Source organism: Luteococcus sediminum (genome assembly GCF_054783495.1).
This window is the reverse complement of record NZ_BAAGQL010000001.1, coordinates 220,898-237,237: the sequence shown is the minus strand read 5'-3', so window position 1 is coordinate 237,237 and position 16,340 is coordinate 220,898. Positions and strand designations below refer to the sequence as shown.

Sequence of the window (16,340 nt, the reverse complement as noted above, 5' to 3'; positions counted from 1 at the left end):
GTGCCTGAGAGCGAGAGCGTGACAGCACAGGATCCCGAGTAGGGGCTGTAGCGCTGGTCCGACCCGCAGCTGACGGTTCCATCTGCCCAAGCCGGAAGTGCCATCAGACTCAGCGCGGTGCCTCCGAGAAGGGCCAGAACACGCCTCCTCAGCATGTCCCGGTGACCTTGTCCTCGGTCACGTACCAGCTGCCATCCGCACCGTCCTGGACGACGACCATGTCGCTTGTCACGCGCTTCGGGCCCTGGCCCCGCACAGACTTGCCGGTGGCATCGACCAGGTCCGTCCCGGACACGTCGAGGCAGTAGCGCAGTTTCCATTCACGTGCATCCGAACCCGCTGTCGCCTTCACCAGGACCAGGGTCGACATGCCCGTCAGGTGCTGCTTCTGAGCACGGAACTGGGAGATGTCGTACTGCCACTGCCGGAGGGCGGACCCTCGAGCGACGGTCTGCAGCTGGTCCATCTCGGACTTCGGATCAGACGCGATGCGAGTGGTCACCTCGACGTAACGATGCACAGCGGAGTCCGCAGCGCTTGCGTTCGCAGGTGGCGTCGCACCCGTGGATGGGCTGGCGCTCGAAGTCTGGCTCGCCGCAGGCGACGACGTGCTGGAGCCCGCGTTTGAGGACGGCTCGGTGGTCGCGCTCGAACTCGTCGTCGGCGCTTGTCCGGGCGTGCCCGAGCACGCAGCCATAGCGAACGCCAGTGCTGTGCTTGCAACCAACTTCTTGGCACTCGTCCTCACGAGGGCCCCCTCTCGTCTGCAGCGTCATTGCCACAAGCCGAGCCGGATGTCGTGGTGCTCACCGACCCGACGCTGGGGGCAGCAAGCAATTCATCACTCCCCCGAGTTGGGACCCATACTGCGTCATCGAGTGGTCCGACCGCCAGTGCCCATCGACACTTCCAGGTCACGCCCAAGGCTCACCAGCCGACGGGATCCCTACTGGCACAGAAGAATCAAACCACTCCAGAAATGACCAAAATTGTCAGCGAACAGCCGTCCCCTGAACAGCTCGCGATCCCAGGTTCGCCCTGGTGCAACTCATGACGCACGCCGAACCAAGGCGTCCACGTCTGCCCGCTGGACGCGGATCAGTCGATCCCCAATCCGGTAGCTCGGTAGCCGGCCGTCGGCAATCATTCGCCGCACTGTCCGTGGGCAGACACCAAGCCGACGAGCGGCCGACTGCACACTCTCCACATCAACCATGCGCTGCTCTGCATTCATGCCCACCCAACAACCTCGGCACAGATTGGTGCCCACGCGACCTGGTCAGGAGACCTCGCAGACGCTGGTCGCGGCAGGGGAAACACAAGTCACGAGCCGCGGAGAAACGCCTAGTCGCAAGAGGGGAACGCAGGTGTCGAATGCAGGTGCGAACCGGGTCCTGTAACCTCGATAGGGCACGTATAGGGCACGAAAAAGGGGCCCGCCAGAGCAAACTAGCTCTGACAAGCCCCTTCGGACGTCGGGCTGACAGGATTTGAACCTGCGACCCCTTGACCCCCAGTCAAGTGCGCTACCAAGCTGCGCTACAGCCCGTCCAAGTCGTTTCCGACCCGAGAAAGAATTTTAGCGGAAGCCGTGCGAATACGCCAATCGGCGCGGACCGATGGACGCGCGGGCACCCCTCACCTTGACCCCGCGCGTCGATAGCCTCCCGAGCGTCAACCCCCACGCACGAAAGGCACCCCATGCGAACCCGACGCCCCACCCTCGCTGCCGCGCTCGCACCGCTCGCCGGCCTGGCCCTGCTCTGCCCGACCACCGCCCACGCCACGCCCACCACCGCCACGGACCGGATCACCGACGAGCACAGCCAGTCCGCCCGTGTGCACTCCGCCGCCCGGGAGGCGGCCAAGGGCCACCGCAAGCACCACCGCGGCACCCCGAATCCGGTGCTGGAGCGCGCTCTCGACGACCTGGTGGCCGCCGGCGCCATCGGCGTCACCGCCCGGCTGGAGACACCGCGTGGCCAGTGGAGCGATGCGGTCGGCCTTCGCGCCAAGGAGGGCAGGGCCCCGGCCCGGCCGGGTGATCGTTTCCGCGTGGCCAGCAACACCAAGATGATGGTCGCCACACTGGTGCTGCAGGAGGTCGACAAGGGAGTCTGGCGGCTCGACCAGCCCGTCAGCGAGGTGATGCCCGACCTCTTCCCGGACCATCCCGATGTCACCTTCCGCCAGCTGCTCAGCCACACCTCCGGCGCCCCCAATGGCACCCAGGAGCTGCTGGCCACCCAGATCACCGATCCCACCTCGCTGGAGCAGCTGCAGGCGGCACTCAGCCGCGACTACACACCCCAGCAGCACATCGACGCCATCAACGCCGCCGCCTGGACCGAACCGGGAACGATGCTCTACTCCAATGCCGGCTACGTGGCACTCGGGATGCTGCTGGAGGAGCAGAACCAGCGACCCCTGTCGCACCTGCTGCGTACCCGCATCTTCAAGCCCGCCGGGCTGCACCACACCCGCTACGCTACCGAGGCGTCGCTGCCGGGAGCCGCGCTGCACGAGGATGCCTGGATGGGCGAGGCAGACGGCTGGCTGGAGCTGGAGGACTTCGATCCCGACCTGTTCGGTGCCGCCGGAGCCGTGGTGGGCACCACCGAGGACCTCAACGACCTCACCCGCGCGCTAGTCACCGGACGCCTGGTGGACAAGGCACTCGTCGCCCAGATGATGACGCCGGTCACCACGGGCGCGATCGACTACGGACTGGGGCTCTACCGCATCCCCGACCCGTGCCCCACCTCGGCCGACGATCCCTACCTGTACGGGCATGACGGTGCCGCCATGGGCACGCTCAGCGTCGCCTTCACCTCACCCGACGGACGCCGACAGCTGTCCGTCGCCGCCACCGGCCGGGACCTGACCGCCCTGCCCGGCCGGGTGGACCTCAACACGGTGCTCGTCCCGATGCTCGAGGCCAGCTGCACCCCGAAGTCCTGAGCTCAGACCAGGGCACGGCAGATCGGGGCCACCGCGTCGTAGAGCGCGCGGTGTGCCTCGATCTGATCCTCATAGCGGTGCGCCATCCACGACGGCTGGGTCAGCTGGGGCTCGGCGAGGTCCTTCACCAGCGGGGCGGGCGGCTCAGCTCCGACGGCGCGGGCTGCGGCTCGAAGCGCCGACCAGGCGCCCGGCTCGGTCAGCTCACCGGTCACCACGGTCGCTGCGAAGACATCGGCCAGCACCTGCCGCCACAGGTCACTGTCGGCTCCCCCGCCGGCCACCGCGATCCGGTCCTGGCGCCAGCCCATGTCGCCGGCGGCATGGCGAAGACCCATCGCCACACCGGTCAGGGCCGCCAGGTAGAGGTCGCCGGGATCGGTGCGCCGGGTGATGCCGACGAAGGTGCCGCGCAGGGACTCGTCACGCACCGGGGTGCGCTCCCCGCCGAGCCCGGGCAGGCACAGCGGCCGGTTGTCCAGCTCCAGGACGCGCTCGGCCAGCACACGGTCCAGGTCGTCGAAGTCGAGCCCGTCGAAGAACTGGCGGCGCGCCCACTCCGCCGTCGCGCCGGCCGAGAGCACCGCGCCGATCCGCAGCGTCGAGGACCAGCCCGGCATGACGAGCTGGTGTGTGGAGGTGACCTCACCTGGCAGACCGTCGACCACACCCGCCACCCAACCAGTGGTGCCGAGGTTCACATAGGCGCTGCCGGGCGTAGTGCCGACCAGCCCGTCGGTGGCGGCACCGGCATCACCCATCCCATGCACCACGGCGATCCCGGACGACAGGCCCAGGTCGCGCGCGGCCGCGGCCGAGAGTTCACCCACCGCATCGCCGTCGACCAGCTCCGGCAACAGCTCCGGGCTCGCACCGCAGGCCTCGAGCACGTCGAAGGACCAGCAGCGCCCCGCCACGTCGAGCAGACCCGTGGTCGATGCCGTCACCGGATCGCACACGGCCCGGCCCGTCATGCGCATCATCAGGTATCCGGGGGCGCCCAGCAGCAGCTGCCGGGAGGCCTTCAGGCTCGACGCCTCGTGCTGCGCGAGCCAACCGATCTTGGCGGCCACGCTGCTGGCGTCCTGCTGGTTGGCGGTGGTGGACTCCCAGTGCGGCAGCAGCTGGTGCAGTCGCTGAGCCTCATGGCTGGCGCGCACGTCGCTGTAGAGCAGGGCGCGGCGCACCGGGCGAGAACCGGCCACCGGCACCAGGTCCTGCATCTGGCCGGTCAGACCGAGGGCAACCACCCGGCGTGGATCGTCGAGCCGGGCCAGGCAGGTGCGCAGCGACTGCCACCAGGCGCTCGGGTCCTGCTCCATCTCCCCCGACGGCCCGGTGGCGGTGGGGATGTCATCCTGGACGCGCTGGACGACCCGCCCGTCCGGCGTGGCCACGACCACCTTCACCCGGGTGCTGCCCAGGTCAATGCCGACGAACAGGTCGCCCATCACGATCCTCCTCGGAACGGGAACTACTTCTTGCCGCGCTTTTCTCGGGCCCGCACCTCGACCTGCACCGGCGAACCGACGAAACCGAAGTCCTCGCGCAGGCGACGCTCGACGAAACGCTCATAACCCTGGTCGAGCTGGCCGGAGGTGAACAGCACGAAGGTGGGCGGGCAGTTCTGCGCCTGGGTGCCGAACAGCACTCGCGGCTGCTTGCCACCCCGCACCGGGTGCGGGTGGGCGGCGGTGACGCGTCCGAGGAAGGCATTGAGCTTGCCGGTGGAGATTCGGGTCTCCCAGCCGGCCAGCGACTCCTCGACGGCCTTGGAGAGCTTGTCCACATTGCGCCCGGTGAGCGCGGAAATGTTGACGCTCGGCGCCCAGCTGAAGGGGTGCATGTCGCGCTCGATCTCGCGGTTGAGGTAGTGGCGGCGCTCCTCGTCGGTCAGGTCCCACTTGTTGTAGGCGATCACCAGCGCCTTGCCGGCGTCCTCCACCATCGACAGGATGCGCAGGTCCTGCTCCGTGAGGGTTTCGGAGGCGTCGACCACCACGACGCACACCTCGGCGCGCTCGATGGCGCCCTGGGTGCGCAGGCTGGCGTAGTACTCGTGGCCGCTGGCCTCCTTGACGCGCTTGCGGATGCCGGCGGTGTCGATCAGGCGGTACAGGTTGCCGCCCACCTCGCACAGCTCGTCGACGGGGTCGACGGTGGTGCCGGACATGTCGCTGACGACGGCGCGCTGCTGGCCCGAGAGCTTGTTCAGCAGCGAGCTCTTGCCCACATTGGGTTTGCCGACGATGGCGATGCGACGCGGGCCTCCCACCTCGACGAAGCTCTCGGCGGGGGCCTCGGGCAGCACCTCGAGGATGGCGTCGAGCAGGTCACCGGTGCCGCGGCCGTGGATGGCGCTGATGGCCCACGGCTGGCCCAGGCCCAGGTTCCACATCGAGGCGGCCTCGGCCTCGGTGCGCTGATCGTCGACCTTGTTGGCGGCCAGCACGACGGGCTTCTTGCTGCGGCGCAGCACCTGCACCACGGCCTCGTCCTCGTCGGTGGTGCCGACCTGGGCGTCGACGACGAAGAGCACCGCGTCGGCGGCATTGATGGCCAGCTCGGCCTGTTCGGCGATCTGGTGGGCCAGGCCCTTGGCGTCGCTCACCCAGCCGCCGGTGTCGACCACGACGAACTCGCGGCCATTCCAGTTGGCGTCATAGCTCACCCGGTCCCGGGTCACGCCGGGGGTGTCCTGGACGACGGCCTCGCGGCGTCCCAGGATGCGGTTGACGAGGGTGGACTTGCCCACATTGGGGCGCCCCACCACGGCCAGGACCGGCTTGAGGGCGGTCTCCTGGTCGTCGAGGTCGAAGTCGTAGTTCTCGGTCATGCTGGTTTTCCTCACAGTGCAGTTCCAGGTGCAGCGACTGCTGCCCTGCTGAGACGCCGGCCGGGGCCGGCGTCGTCGGGCCACTCCTGGGCCCAAAGGGTGAAGGAGCCATTCTACTCCCCCGCGCTGCGGTCAGCCGACCTTGGCGCAGATGGTGTCGATGACCTCGGCGAGGTTCAGGTAGGTGGAGTCCACCAGCTCGACGCCCTCGGCGGGTTTCTCGAACTGGCTGACGGTCGAGTCGTCGCGGTCTCGGCGCACCACCTGGTCGGTGACGGCGGCCACGTCCACCGCTCCGCCCAGTTCGGCCTGGCGACGGGCGATGCGAGCCGCGGGATCTGCCACCAGCAGGATCCGCAGGTCGGCGTCGGGGGCCACGACGGTGGTGATGTCGCGTCCCTCCACCACGATCCGCCGCTGGTGGGCGTCGATGATGGCGCGGAACTGGTCGTTGAGCCAGGCGCGCACCGCCGGGATGGTGGCCACGGTGGAGACCTTTGCGCTGACGGCGGGGTCTCGGATTGCGTCGGTGACGTCGCGCCCGTCGATGCTGGTCGACGGCTTCTCGGGATCGGTTCCCGGCACGATCGTGGTGCCGGTCACCCGGGCGACGATCTCCTCGGTCTGGCTGGCGTCGAGACCCGACTCGAGGAAGGCCACCGCCGCCGCACGATAGAGCGAACCAGTGTCCAGGTAGGCGAGGCTGAGCTTGCTGGCCACCCCGCGAGAGGTGCTGGACTTGCCGGATCCGCTGGGTCCGTCGATGGCGATGAGCAGGCTGTCGGTCACGTCCGTCAGCCTAGCGGGACCAGCTGGCAGAAGGCTCGGATCGGGCCACGATGGCACGGGCCCGCCGCCTCAGCGGTTGCGGCGACGGATCGCGTCGGTGAGCACCGTCGCAAATCCCGTCCAGGCGGCATAGGGCGCCAGCACGACGCCGCGCTCCCTGCGCTGCCCGACCCGGCGCACCAGGTCGGCGGAGCTCACCGCCAGCGCGCCGGCCACGCCCGTGGCAAGGGCGGGCCGATGGGCACGGAAGAAGACCCACGACCACCCGGCATTGAGCACCAGGTTCACCCCGAGCGCGGCCGCATCGCGCACAACCCCGTCCCGGTCGCCCTCCTCCAGGCGATCGGCGAGGTGCAGCGCCGAGATGACGGCGATGTCGGCGTACAGCGCGGTCCAGACCGGGCCGAAGACCGCACCCGGCGGCTGCCAGGACGGCTTTCGGCGGGTGCGGTACCACCGGCTCTGGGTCCCCTGAGCCGTTGCGAGGCCGCCCACAGTGGCAGCCGCCAGGACCGCGGCCGAGGTGGCGGCCAGCACCTTCACCGGCCGCCACTGGTCCCGGCCGGCCGAGGCATCCTCCACCGACTGCGCGAAGGAGCGGGGCCCGCCCTCCGGGGCGCCGACGAGGTCGGTGAGGTCGTCCTCCGTGCAGACGGTCTCGTGGAGCAGGGAGCCGAGCAGCGGTCCTGCCATCTCGGCGGGGGTGCGCGTGATGAGTCCGATCCAGTGCGAGGCCAGCCCAGGAGTCCACAGCGGCGCGATCATGACGGGCCGCGGCCCCATCCCCTGGACCTTCGCATAGGCCTTCATCATCTCGGCATAGCTGAGTCGGTCCGGGCCACCGACGTCGAAGGTGCGGTTGTGCTCGGGGCCGAGGTCGCCGGCACGCACGAGGTAGTGGACAACGTCGCGGTGGTCGATGGGCTGGATCCGGTTCGCGAGGAACTTCGGGCCGATGGCACCGGGGAGACGTTCCGTGAGGTCGCGCAGCATCTGGAAGGAGGCCGAACCGTCGCCGAGCACCACCCCGGCCTGGACGGCGGCGGTCGGGACGCCGCTGGCCATCAGGATCTCGCCAACCTCCACGCGGCTGGCCAGATGCTCCGACAGTTCGCCGTCGGGGTGCAGGCCGCCGAGGTAGACGATGCGGGAGACGCCTGCGTCGCGGGCGGCGTCGGCGAAAGCGTGGGCGATCTGCCGCTCGGTCTCGGCGAAGTCGTCCCCGCCGCCCATCGCGTGGATCAGGAACCAGGCGACGTCGGCACCCTGCATGGCCTCGGCGAGGTCATCGGACGAGCTCGCGTCTCCCTCGACGACGTGGATACGCCCGTCCCACTGGTCGGGCAGCTTGTCGGCATCGCGCACGAGGACGCGAATCGTCCAGTCCTCCTCCAGAAGCCGTTCCACCACAAGGGAACCCACGTAGCCGGTCGCGCCGGTGACCATTGCCGTCCTCGTCATGATGTAAATCATGCCCGGTTGATGAGGGCGTGCCCCACGGGGAGCGGGCGTGTTCACCCACAGCGGACAGCCCTGGGTGATCGGCGCCCGGATGTGTTGTCGGGGAAGCTAGATTCGCACTGTCTCGCCGTCCCACGGCCCCCTCTGGAGGACCCATGCCCGCCACCGCTTCGCACCGGCTGAACCGCTTCGTCAGGTCCTCGCTGCTGGACACGGCCGTCGACGCACCCGAGACCGTGTCCGTGACGCGCCGCCGCGTGGTCTGCGCCGTGACGCTCCTGCTCGGTGCCGGCGTGATGGGTTGGTCGCTGAACCTGCCGGCGGGCGATCGGCTGTTCTACGTCGCAACGGCCGTCCTGGCGCTGGTGTGGGTCGCGGGTGGACGACTGTCGGGTCCGGTGGCAACGATGGGAGCGCGCCGCGTTGAGACAGGAACGCACCGTCTGGGAGAGGCCTTCGTCATCGGCCTCTCGCTGCTGCTGCTCTTCCTCGTCGGCGCCGTCGGCGTCTCACAGGTCCCCGTGCTGGAGGCCCCCGTGCAGGGGCTGCTCGACCATGCCCGCAAGGGATCTCTGGCCGTCGTGGCGGTGGTGACTGCCGTGAACGGGCTCACCGAGGAGTACTTCTTCCGGGGCGCCCTCTTCCAGGCGCTGCCGGCGCGGTGGAGGATCGCGGGAACCACAGTGCTCTACGGGGCGGTGACCGCCATGTCGGGAGTTCCGTTGCTGGTGCTCGCGGCCCTCATGCTCGGGGCCGTCGTGGCGCTGCAGCGACGGGCCACGGGCGGACTGGTGGCCCCGGTGGTCACCCACCTCACGTGGTCCCTGGGCATGCTCTTCCTGCTGCCGCCCACTCTTGACCTGGCAGGCCGCCTCCTGGGCTGACGGGACCTGGGCCGGCGCCGTTCAGGCGGCGATCGTGACGCCGGGCGGTGGCGGGGTCGGCAGGCAGTCCTGGAGGAAGTGCCGCAGGCGCTCGCGGTATTCGTTCGCCCCGACCAGCAGACCGCGCGCCAGGAGGTCCGGGTCGCCGGGCCTGGTCACCGCAGAGGTCCAGTCCACCGTGTGCCAGGACGGGGCGGTTGGCTGCCCCAGCGCCTCCGACAGTCGCTCTGCGAAGGCCTCCTGTTCGCGGTGGGGTCGCTGCTCGGGGATCACCAGGGCCGGTCGTCGCAGGCCAGCCACGGTGGCGATGGTGTTGTGCCCCGCCCCGCAGACCACCAACTCGGCGCGGGAAAGCAGATCCCTGGGATCGTCGACCCAGCCGTGCAGGTGCAGGTTGGCGGGCAGGCTGGTGTGGTCGGCGCTGCCGAGGGTCGGGCCCAGGACGTGCCACTGCTCGTGGGGCCTGGTGCGCGCGGCCCGCACCAGTTCGTCGACGGGGACGCCGTCGCCACCGGCGCCGCTGAGCACCGCCACCGTCCTCGGCTCCACCAGCGATGCTTGCCCGGTTGGGCTCTCGTCGAGCATGCCGATCCAGGCAGTCTTGTTCTCCCACTCGAATCCCGGCGACTGCAGGGCGTGCGGGTAGTAGGCGAACAGGCCCGCCGCGCTGGCATAGGCCAGCTGGTGGGCGGCGTCGGTCCTGTCGCCGGGCATCAGTCGGTGCGCCACCGGGAATCCGGCCAGGTGGCAGAAGACGGCGGCCTCGACGGAAACGTCGACCATCACGAGGTCGGGCTCGACGTCGAGCAGCACCCGGTGCAGTTCGGCGAAGCGCCGTTGGACAGCCCTGTTGGTGGGCGTCCAGTGGAAGGGATTGCGGGGGTCCTGCTGGTGCGGCTGGTCGGCGTCGACGTCCGGCGGCAGCGGACGATCGGTCCCGGGAGCACCCACGGTGACCACCTCGGCCACGCCGGACTCCTGGAACCTGCGGGCGTGCTGCAGGTGCCCACTGCCGTGGTGGTGGGCGTAGTACACGATCCGCATCAAGCCAGCAGACCAGCCGAGCTGCGTCGGTGGCCACACCCCTGCAGCTGCATCCCTGTGGGGGTGCTGGTCGACCGGCATGAGCGGCAATGCTGGCTGGATGCCTGTCATTCGTATTGCCAGCGTCCCCCATGACCAGGTCTACATTCGCCACTGCGGCCCGGTGCCGGGCGATCCGGTCACCTTCGAACGGCTGCCCGATCCGCGTCCATCTCGCGGCGACGGCACCGAGCAGTCCGGCTGGTGGCCGCCCGCGATGCTGGAGCGGGGCTGGATCACCGAGCACCGCGACGAGTTCGACATCATGCATGTGCACTTCGGCTTCGACGCCTTGGCCCCCGAGGACCTGGAGCGGGTGGTGGCCGACCTGCGCCGGGAGCGCAAGCCCTTGGTCTACACCGTGCATGATCTGGGCAACCCGCACCACACAGACCCGGCGCTCCACCGCGCAGCTCTTGACGTGCTGGTGCCCAGCGCCGACGCGCTGGTGACCCTCACCGAGGGTGCAGCGCAGGAGGTGCGCGAGCTGTGGGGTCGTGAGGCTCTGGTGCTGCCGCACCCCCACGTCGTCGACCTGGACAAGCTGGAGGTGCGCCAGCGTGAGCCGCGGGTGCCGAACGAGCCGCTGCGGGTCGGGGTGCACCTCAAGAGCCTACGGCCGAACATGGCCTCCACCGAGCTGGTGGACGCACTGGTGGAGTCGGCGCGCCTCGTCAATGGGCACGGTGGCCGGCAGGTGTCGATCCAGGTCAATGCCCATCCCGAGGTGATGGACGGCACCGCCCACCAGCGGCCCGAAGGTCTGCCCGAGCACTTGCGCTCGCTGGCCGAGGACGGCTCGATCTCACTGGAGGTGCGGCCCTACTTCGATGAGGACGAGCTGTTCGACTACCTGCAGTCGCTGGATGCCTCCGTGCTGCCCTACCGCTGGGGCACCCATTCGGGATGGCTGGAGGCCTGCGTCGACCTGGGCACCTGGGTGATCGCCCCCAACTGCGGCTACTACGCCGACCAGCGTCGGGTGCTCTGCTACCACCAGGACCGTGACGGGCTGGACTGCGACTCGCTCACCCGGGCTGTCGAACGGCTGGCCCAGGAGCCGGTCGGTCCGTGCCTGTCGGTGGCAGAGCGCACCGAGGAGCGACGCCGCGTCGTCAGGGCCCACGAGGAGTTGTACCGGGGGCTGCTGGGCTGACCGACTTGGGCCTGGTCGCTGCCGCAGGTTCTCACCATGGTGGCCAGATCCTCGCCGACGTGCTTGGCGGTACCACTTTGCCAAGGACCGGTCGTCCATTCCCGTGGTCGCAATTTTCGTTTACGATTTTGTCATGCGTGAGGACGAGATCACCGACGAGCAGATCCAGGCCTGGGCCGACGAGGCCGAGGCGGGCTATGACGTGGAGGCACTGAAGCGGCGCGGGCGCGGTCGTCCGGGGCGGGGCGCCGAGCCGATGCAGGTGGTCGCGGTGCGCTTGAGTGCGGAGGAGGTCGAGGCACTCGATGCCGTCGCCGCCCGCGACCAGGTCAGCCGCTCCGAGGCGATCCGTCGAGCACTCGCCCAGTTCGCCGCGTGAAGATCCATCCGAGCGCCCGCAAGCATGGTGTCGACGACGAGGACTCAATCCAGGCAGCCCACTGGGCGCAATGGATCGAGCCCCTGGAGGACGACGACTGGCCCCATCGGGAATTACGGCTGGGATTCGATACCCACGGCCGGCTGCTGGAGACCATCGTCCTGGTCTTCGAGAGCGGCAACGAGCTGGTCATCCACGCGATGCCAGCGCGCAAGCAGTTCTGGGACCTGCTCCCCTGAACGACCGCTTCCGCTGCGCTGAAAGCGTTCCTTCGACCGGCAGTCACCTGGTCGGAAGGTCGTCCCACGTCACGGGCGTGGTGGTGCCGGACTCCCAGTCACAGCGCAGGATGGCGTAACCGACGCCTCGAGCAGCTGCCCGTCGGCGGTGGGCCAGGACTGCCGGTAGTGGCACTCCTTGACCCAGCCAGCGCGTTCGAACGTCGTGCGCATCGCCACGTTGTCCTGCCGGGTGGTCCCTTCAGAACGCGTGACGAGGGGCATCGTCGTGAACACGTGCTCGGTCGCCAGTGACAAGGCCGTGAGGCCATGTCCGTGGCCGCGTGCCGAAGCCTGCACGCGAAGGTCCAGCATGGGAGAACTGGTCAGGTCCTCGAAGCGGACGAAGCCAATGCGACGGCCGTCGTCCTCCTCGATCCACCAAGTGTCGTTGTCCTTGTCTCGATAGCGTCCGGCATCAATGGCTCGTGTCGCCTGTTCCCGGTCGACGCACGAGCGCACGCGGAACGGACAGTCATTGCTCGTGAGGAACTCGATCAGGGCGTCCCGATCAGCACCGGTCGGGTCCATTCTCGCCAGGCTGGTCGTCATGCCCAGAAGTTACCCTGCGCAGCAATCCCGGCCATCCGACACCGCAATCACCTGCCGCGAGTCCTTGGGGTCTGTTCCTGGTTCTCCGATGCGCCGTCAACCTCGCTGGCCGAGAACTGCTCAGCAGGAATTGAACTGATGAGTTCCGAGTCCCGGTGCAGGTCGATGGGTGCCGTCATGCCCGTTCGTCACGCCTCGGCGAAGCGAGCATCTACGGGAGCTCAGGCGCGCAGGCCGTCCAGGATGCGTAGGTAGTCGTCGACCATGGCCGTCTGGGAGAAGTGCTCGGCGCGGCGACGCACGGCAGCGCGGTCCATGCCGACGGCGCGCCGGATCGCCTCGGGCAGGCCTTCGGCGCCGTCGGCCATCGCTCCCCCGTCCGGCCCGACCAGCTCGGGGACGGCGCCACGGGCCAGCGCTGCGACGGGCGTGCCGCAGGCCATCGCCTCCAGCGGTGCCAGGCCGAAGGGCTCCTCCCACAGCGGCGTGCAGCAGAAGGCGGAGCTGCGTCCCAGCAGGGCGGCCAGCTGGTCGTGCGGCAAGTGGCCGAGATGGCGGACGCGACCTTCCGAGACGCTGATCCGGGGCTGGATCTGCTCCTCGAAGTAACCCTGGTTGCTGATCGGGCCGGCTACCTCCAACCGCATGCCTGCGGCCATCGCAGCGTCGATGGCGACGTGCAGACCCTTCTCGGGAGTGATCCTGGCCGACCATGCCAGCGGCGCGTCGGCATCGACATCGAGCACCGAGGGCCACTGGTCCAGGTCGATCCCGTTGGGCACCACCCCGACCGTGACCTCGGGCAGCACCTCGCGCCAGCCGACCGCATTGGATTGCGAGACGCTCACCCAGGCATGCCGCGGACCGGGCGCCCAGCCAGGACGCTCGACAAGCGCATTGACGCGCTCCAGCGTCGCCGGGGTGTGCAGCACGGTGAGCATGGCAGTCTCGGCCATCTCGACATAGGGCACGGGGTTGAGGCAGTTGTTCAGCACCACGTCGTTCTGTGCCGATGCGGCGGCACAGGCCCGCCGGGTGGCCTCGTCGACGATGATCTCGTCGTCCTGGTTGCCGGGGCGCCAGGTGAAGCCTTCCTCCAGCATGACGACGACCCGCACCGACGGCTCGGCCAACCGGCTGCCCTGCTTGGCGTAGAGGCTCACCTGGTGGCCACGTCGCGCCAGCGCCTCGCAGGTCTGGGCCGTGTGGGCCTCGAGCCCGCCAAGGTAGGGCTGGCCAATCGGGTGGTGCAGGTGGGCCAGGACTCCGATCCTCATCGTCGAGGCCTCGGCACGCTGGTGGGAATGTGGGTCACAGGGTGAATGTACTCTCGAATCATGCCGACGACATCCGTGCTGGTGCTCACCCACGATCGAGACGAACACCTGCTGCGACAAGCGGATTCACTGCAACACACCCAGGGGTGTGATGGGGCTGCCGGACGTGGCTGGGACGAGGTCGTGGTGACTTTCGTGAACCAGGACACCGAGCCCTGGGAGTTCCCCCCGGATGGTGTTCGGACGCAACATCTGGAGGCCGAGGGGCTGGCGCTGGCTGCTGGCCGCAATGCCAGCGCCCGTGCGGCCCGCGCCCAGGACGAGGACGTGCTGGTCTTCCTCGACGTCGACTGCCTGGCCGAGCCGACGACGGTGGCCACGCTGGCAGCCGACTGCCGCCCGGGACGCCTGGTGATGGCCTCCCCCTGCTACCTGCCACCGGGCTGGGCGCCGCCAAGTGACCCGTCATTGGTGGCGATCCCCCACCCGTCCCGCGAGGGACTGGGCACCGGGGCCAGCACGGACTGGCACATGTTCTGGTCGCTCGGCTTCGCGATCACCGCCGGGGACTTCTGGTGCGTGGGTGGCTTCGACGAGGACTACCGCGGCTACGGCGGCGAGGACACCGACTTCGCCTTCCGGTGCCGCGATGCCGGGATGAACTTCTTCCTGAGCCCGGCCCGCGTGCTGCACCAGGCCCATGCGGTGCACCGCCCGCCGCTGCACCACTTCGCCAGCATCGTCACCAATGCCCGACGCTTCCACCAGCGCTGGGGACGCTGGCCGATGGTGGGCTGGCTGGATGCCTTCGCCGCCCGGGGGCTGTTGCGCATCGACGGCGACGAGCTCGTCGTGCTGCGTGAGCCCACCGCCGACGAGGTCGCCGCCACCCACCAGCCCACGGCACGGTTCTGAGTGCGCTGAGCGCGTAGCCAGCCCACCCCCTGTGGTGGAAAAGATTCCCGGCCCGTCTGGTTAGCGTGGAGGTGCGACCCCATGTCGCGACGGCAACATCCACACAGGCCTCGCCGGGCAGCCCAACCGGGCAGTCAGCCCAGCGGGGCCCCATGAGAGGAGCCACCCATGAGCGAACTGATCGCCACCTACCTGCAGGACCACCACGCCGGGTCCGCCGCCGGCGTCGATGCCTTCGACCGCGTCGCCGAGGGCCACGGTGACCCGGAGGTGCGCGCCGCCGTGGCACGCATCGCCGAGCAGGTCCGCGAGGACCAGAAGAGCCTCGAACAGATCATGGAGCGCGTCGGCTCCACCGTCTCCACGCTGAAGGATGCCGGCTCCCGACTGGGAGAGAAGGCGGCGCGCCTCAAGCCCAATGAGCGCGCCATCGCCCGCTCTCCGCTGTCAGACGTCGTGGAGCTGGAGGCGCTGATGCTCGCCGTCCACGGCAAGCTCGTCGGCTTCGAAGCCCTCCGCGACCTGCACGACCCCCGCCTGGACCAGTCCCAGCTCGACGAACTGATCGAGCGCGCCGCCTCCCAGGAGGCTGAGCTGGGTGAGCTGCGCAAGCGCCAGCTGCCCAAGCTGCTGCAGGAGTGATCCCGAGGGCCTGAGGGTTCAGGGCCGCAGGCTCCAGCCGCGCGAGACCATCGCCTCGCGCAGGCTGGCGGCCCCGCGGGGGGCGACGTCGACCGCCAGGAAACCAACCTGGCGCTCGCTGTCGTGCTCGATTGCCAGGTCCTCGACGTTGATGCCCTCGCCGCCAATGTCGGCGAAGAGCCGCGCCAGGGCGCCGGGGGCGTCGGGGATCTCGATGACCACCTGCTCCCAGTCGACGGGCAGGGCGCCGTGCTTGCCCGGCAGGGTCCTGGCGCCCTGCCGGCCGCGGGCCATGAACTCCTCGAGCCGGGGCGGGTCGTCCAGGATACTCAACAGCTCGTCCAGGTCTCGACGGATCCCGTCCAGCTCGGCCCGCACCGCCTCGGCATTGGCGCTGATGATCTGGCGCCACAACACCGGATCACTGCCCGCGATCCTCGTCACGTCCCGGATTCCCTGGCCCGCCAGCTGCAGATGTGGTTCGGGCACCTCGCGCAGGTTGCCGGCGGTCAGCGTGCTCATCAGCTGCGGCACGTGGCTCACCTGGGCCACGGCCTCGTCATGGTCGTCAGCCGCCATCTCGACGATGCGGGCGCCGCAGGTGCCGGCCAGTTGCCGCACCACCTCGACATGCTCCGGGTCGTTCTCGTCCCGCGGGCAGACCACCCAGGTGCGGTCGACGAACAGCTCACCGCTGGCCGTCAGCGGCCCGGCGTGCTGCGAGCCCGCCATCGGATGCGAGCCGACATAGCGCGACAGGTCGGCGCCGGAAGCGCGCAGCTTGTCCAGCACGGCCCCCTTCACGCTGGCGACGTCGGTCACCACGGCCCGAGGGGAGAGCTCCAGAGCCTCCAGCACCTCCTGCACCACGGCACTGGGCGGGGTGGCGACGACCACCAGCCGGATCGTCTCGGTCTGTGGGTAGTCCACCAGACCAGCGCCCAGGCCGGCGGCCACGACGGCGTGCACATTGCTGGCATCCACCAGGTGTACCTGCTCGCCGGCTGCGGTCAGCGCCATGCCGATGGAGGCGCCGATCAGTCCGGCCCCGATCACCACGACCGGGCCGAGGCTCCCCTCCACCGGAACCAGGTCTGCGCCGCCGTCGAGCCCACCGGCGGCCGGGC

Annotated in this window: 17 protein-coding genes and 1 tRNA gene; 7 read left to right on the top strand and 11 right to left on the bottom strand. The window is 69.5% G+C overall.

The genetic code is table 11. The annotated features are described in order from the left end of the window. Nucleotides 1-148: 148 nt before the first annotated feature. From ACYVKA_RS01065 to ACYVKA_RS01055, 3 genes are all read right to left on the bottom strand, one after another. Complete coding sequence (locus ACYVKA_RS01065) at nucleotides 149-466, bottom strand: hypothetical protein (protein ID WP_460702263.1); 318 nt, start codon at nucleotides 464-466, stop codon at nucleotides 149-151. Between the two features lie 582 nt (nucleotides 467-1,048). Next, on the bottom strand, nucleotides 1,049-1,216 hold the full coding sequence (locus tag ACYVKA_RS01060) for an excisionase family DNA-binding protein (RefSeq protein ID WP_108872474.1): 168 nt from the start codon (nucleotides 1,214-1,216) through the stop codon (nucleotides 1,049-1,051). 259 nt (nucleotides 1,217-1,475) lie between these two features. Further along, nucleotides 1,476-1,549 (bottom strand) — tRNA-Pro (locus tag ACYVKA_RS01055). 152 nt (nucleotides 1,550-1,701) lie between these two features. On the opposite strand from ACYVKA_RS01055, the gene ACYVKA_RS01050 reads away from it, so the two are divergent. After that, nucleotides 1,702-2,961, top strand: a complete 1,260-nt coding sequence (locus tag ACYVKA_RS01050) for a serine hydrolase domain-containing protein (protein WP_460702261.1) — start codon at nucleotides 1,702-1,704, stop codon at nucleotides 2,959-2,961. 2 nt (nucleotides 2,962-2,963) lie between these two features. Here the strand turns inward: ACYVKA_RS01050 and ACYVKA_RS01045 are convergent, their stop codons facing one another. The 4 genes from ACYVKA_RS01045 to ACYVKA_RS01030 all read right to left on the bottom strand — a co-directional run bounded on the left by ACYVKA_RS01045 (nucleotide 2,964) and on the right by ACYVKA_RS01030 (nucleotide 8,047). Continuing rightward, on the bottom strand, nucleotides 2,964-4,412 hold the full coding sequence (locus ACYVKA_RS01045) for an FGGY family carbohydrate kinase (RefSeq protein WP_460702259.1): 1,449 nt from the start codon (nucleotides 4,410-4,412) through the stop codon (nucleotides 2,964-2,966). Between the two features lie 23 nt (nucleotides 4,413-4,435). Then, nucleotides 4,436-5,797 (bottom strand): ribosome biogenesis GTPase Der, encoded by a 1,362-nt coding sequence (der, locus tag ACYVKA_RS01040; RefSeq protein WP_460702257.1) that lies wholly within the window; start codon nucleotides 5,795-5,797, stop codon nucleotides 4,436-4,438. A 132-nt stretch (nucleotides 5,798-5,929) separates the two neighbouring features. Further along, complete coding sequence (gene cmk / locus ACYVKA_RS01035; protein ID WP_460702255.1) at nucleotides 5,930-6,586, bottom strand: (d)CMP kinase; 657 nt, start codon at nucleotides 6,584-6,586, stop codon at nucleotides 5,930-5,932. Between the two features lie 69 nt (nucleotides 6,587-6,655). Beyond that, nucleotides 6,656-8,047, bottom strand: a complete 1,392-nt coding sequence (locus ACYVKA_RS01030; RefSeq protein WP_460702253.1) for a tryptophan-rich sensory protein — start codon at nucleotides 8,045-8,047, stop codon at nucleotides 6,656-6,658. Nucleotides 8,048-8,202: 155 nt separating this feature from the next. On the opposite strand from ACYVKA_RS01030, the gene ACYVKA_RS01025 reads away from it, so the two are divergent. Then, a complete protein-coding gene (locus tag ACYVKA_RS01025; protein ID WP_460702251.1) occupies nucleotides 8,203-8,931 on the top strand; it encodes a lysostaphin resistance A-like protein in 729 nt (242 codons plus the stop codon). A gap of 21 nt (nucleotides 8,932-8,952) precedes the next feature. Here ACYVKA_RS01025 and ACYVKA_RS01020 read toward each other — a convergent pair whose 3' ends face one another. Then, complete coding sequence (locus ACYVKA_RS01020) at nucleotides 8,953-9,975, bottom strand: glycosyltransferase (RefSeq protein WP_460702249.1); 1,023 nt, start codon at nucleotides 9,973-9,975, stop codon at nucleotides 8,953-8,955. Nucleotides 9,976-10,075: 100 nt separating this feature from the next. On the opposite strand from ACYVKA_RS01020, the gene ACYVKA_RS01015 reads away from it, so the two are divergent. The 3 genes from ACYVKA_RS01015 (at nucleotide 10,076) to ACYVKA_RS01005 (ending at nucleotide 11,788) form a co-directional block, all read left to right on the top strand. After that, complete coding sequence (locus tag ACYVKA_RS01015) at nucleotides 10,076-11,170, top strand: glycosyltransferase (RefSeq protein ID WP_460702247.1); 1,095 nt, start codon at nucleotides 10,076-10,078, stop codon at nucleotides 11,168-11,170. 133 nt (nucleotides 11,171-11,303) lie between these two features. Continuing rightward, nucleotides 11,304-11,549, top strand: coding sequence for a ribbon-helix-helix protein, CopG family (locus ACYVKA_RS01010; protein WP_460702246.1), 246 nt, complete (start codon nucleotides 11,304-11,306; stop codon nucleotides 11,547-11,549). Continuing rightward, nucleotides 11,546-11,788 carry a hypothetical protein gene (locus tag ACYVKA_RS01005; protein ID WP_460702244.1) on the top strand — a complete coding sequence of 81 codons (243 nt, stop codon included), beginning with the start codon at nucleotides 11,546-11,548 and terminating at the stop codon, nucleotides 11,786-11,788. The genes ACYVKA_RS01010 and ACYVKA_RS01005 overlap by 4 nt, the downstream gene beginning before the upstream one ends. Nucleotides 11,789-11,857: 69 nt before the next feature. Here the strand turns inward: ACYVKA_RS01005 and ACYVKA_RS01000 are convergent, their stop codons facing one another. Together ACYVKA_RS01000 and ACYVKA_RS00995 are read right to left on the bottom strand one after the other, a co-directional pair. Then, a complete protein-coding gene (locus ACYVKA_RS01000; RefSeq protein ID WP_460702242.1) occupies nucleotides 11,858-12,379 on the bottom strand; it encodes a GNAT family N-acetyltransferase in 522 nt (173 codons plus the stop codon). A gap of 221 nt (nucleotides 12,380-12,600) precedes the next feature. Next, on the bottom strand, nucleotides 12,601-13,656 hold the full coding sequence (locus ACYVKA_RS00995; protein WP_460702240.1) for a glycosyltransferase: 1,056 nt from the start codon (nucleotides 13,654-13,656) through the stop codon (nucleotides 12,601-12,603). A 60-nt stretch (nucleotides 13,657-13,716) separates the two neighbouring features. Here ACYVKA_RS00995 and ACYVKA_RS00990 point away from each other — a divergent pair, with 60 nt between their 5' ends. Together ACYVKA_RS00990 and ACYVKA_RS00985 are read left to right on the top strand one after the other, a co-directional pair. Next, nucleotides 13,717-14,571: a glycosyltransferase family 2 protein gene (locus tag ACYVKA_RS00990; RefSeq protein WP_460702238.1), complete on the top strand. Its 855-nt coding sequence runs from the start codon at nucleotides 13,717-13,719 to the stop codon at nucleotides 14,569-14,571. 168 nt (nucleotides 14,572-14,739) lie between these two features. Continuing rightward, nucleotides 14,740-15,213: a DUF892 family protein gene (locus ACYVKA_RS00985; RefSeq protein WP_460702236.1), complete on the top strand. Its 474-nt coding sequence runs from the start codon at nucleotides 14,740-14,742 to the stop codon at nucleotides 15,211-15,213. An 18-nt stretch (nucleotides 15,214-15,231) separates the two neighbouring features. Here ACYVKA_RS00985 and ACYVKA_RS00980 read toward each other — a convergent pair whose 3' ends face one another. Beyond that, on the bottom strand, nucleotides 15,232-16,305 hold the full coding sequence (locus tag ACYVKA_RS00980) for a prephenate dehydrogenase (protein ID WP_460702326.1): 1,074 nt from the start codon (nucleotides 16,303-16,305) through the stop codon (nucleotides 15,232-15,234). Between the last annotated feature and the right edge of the window lie 35 nt (nucleotides 16,306-16,340).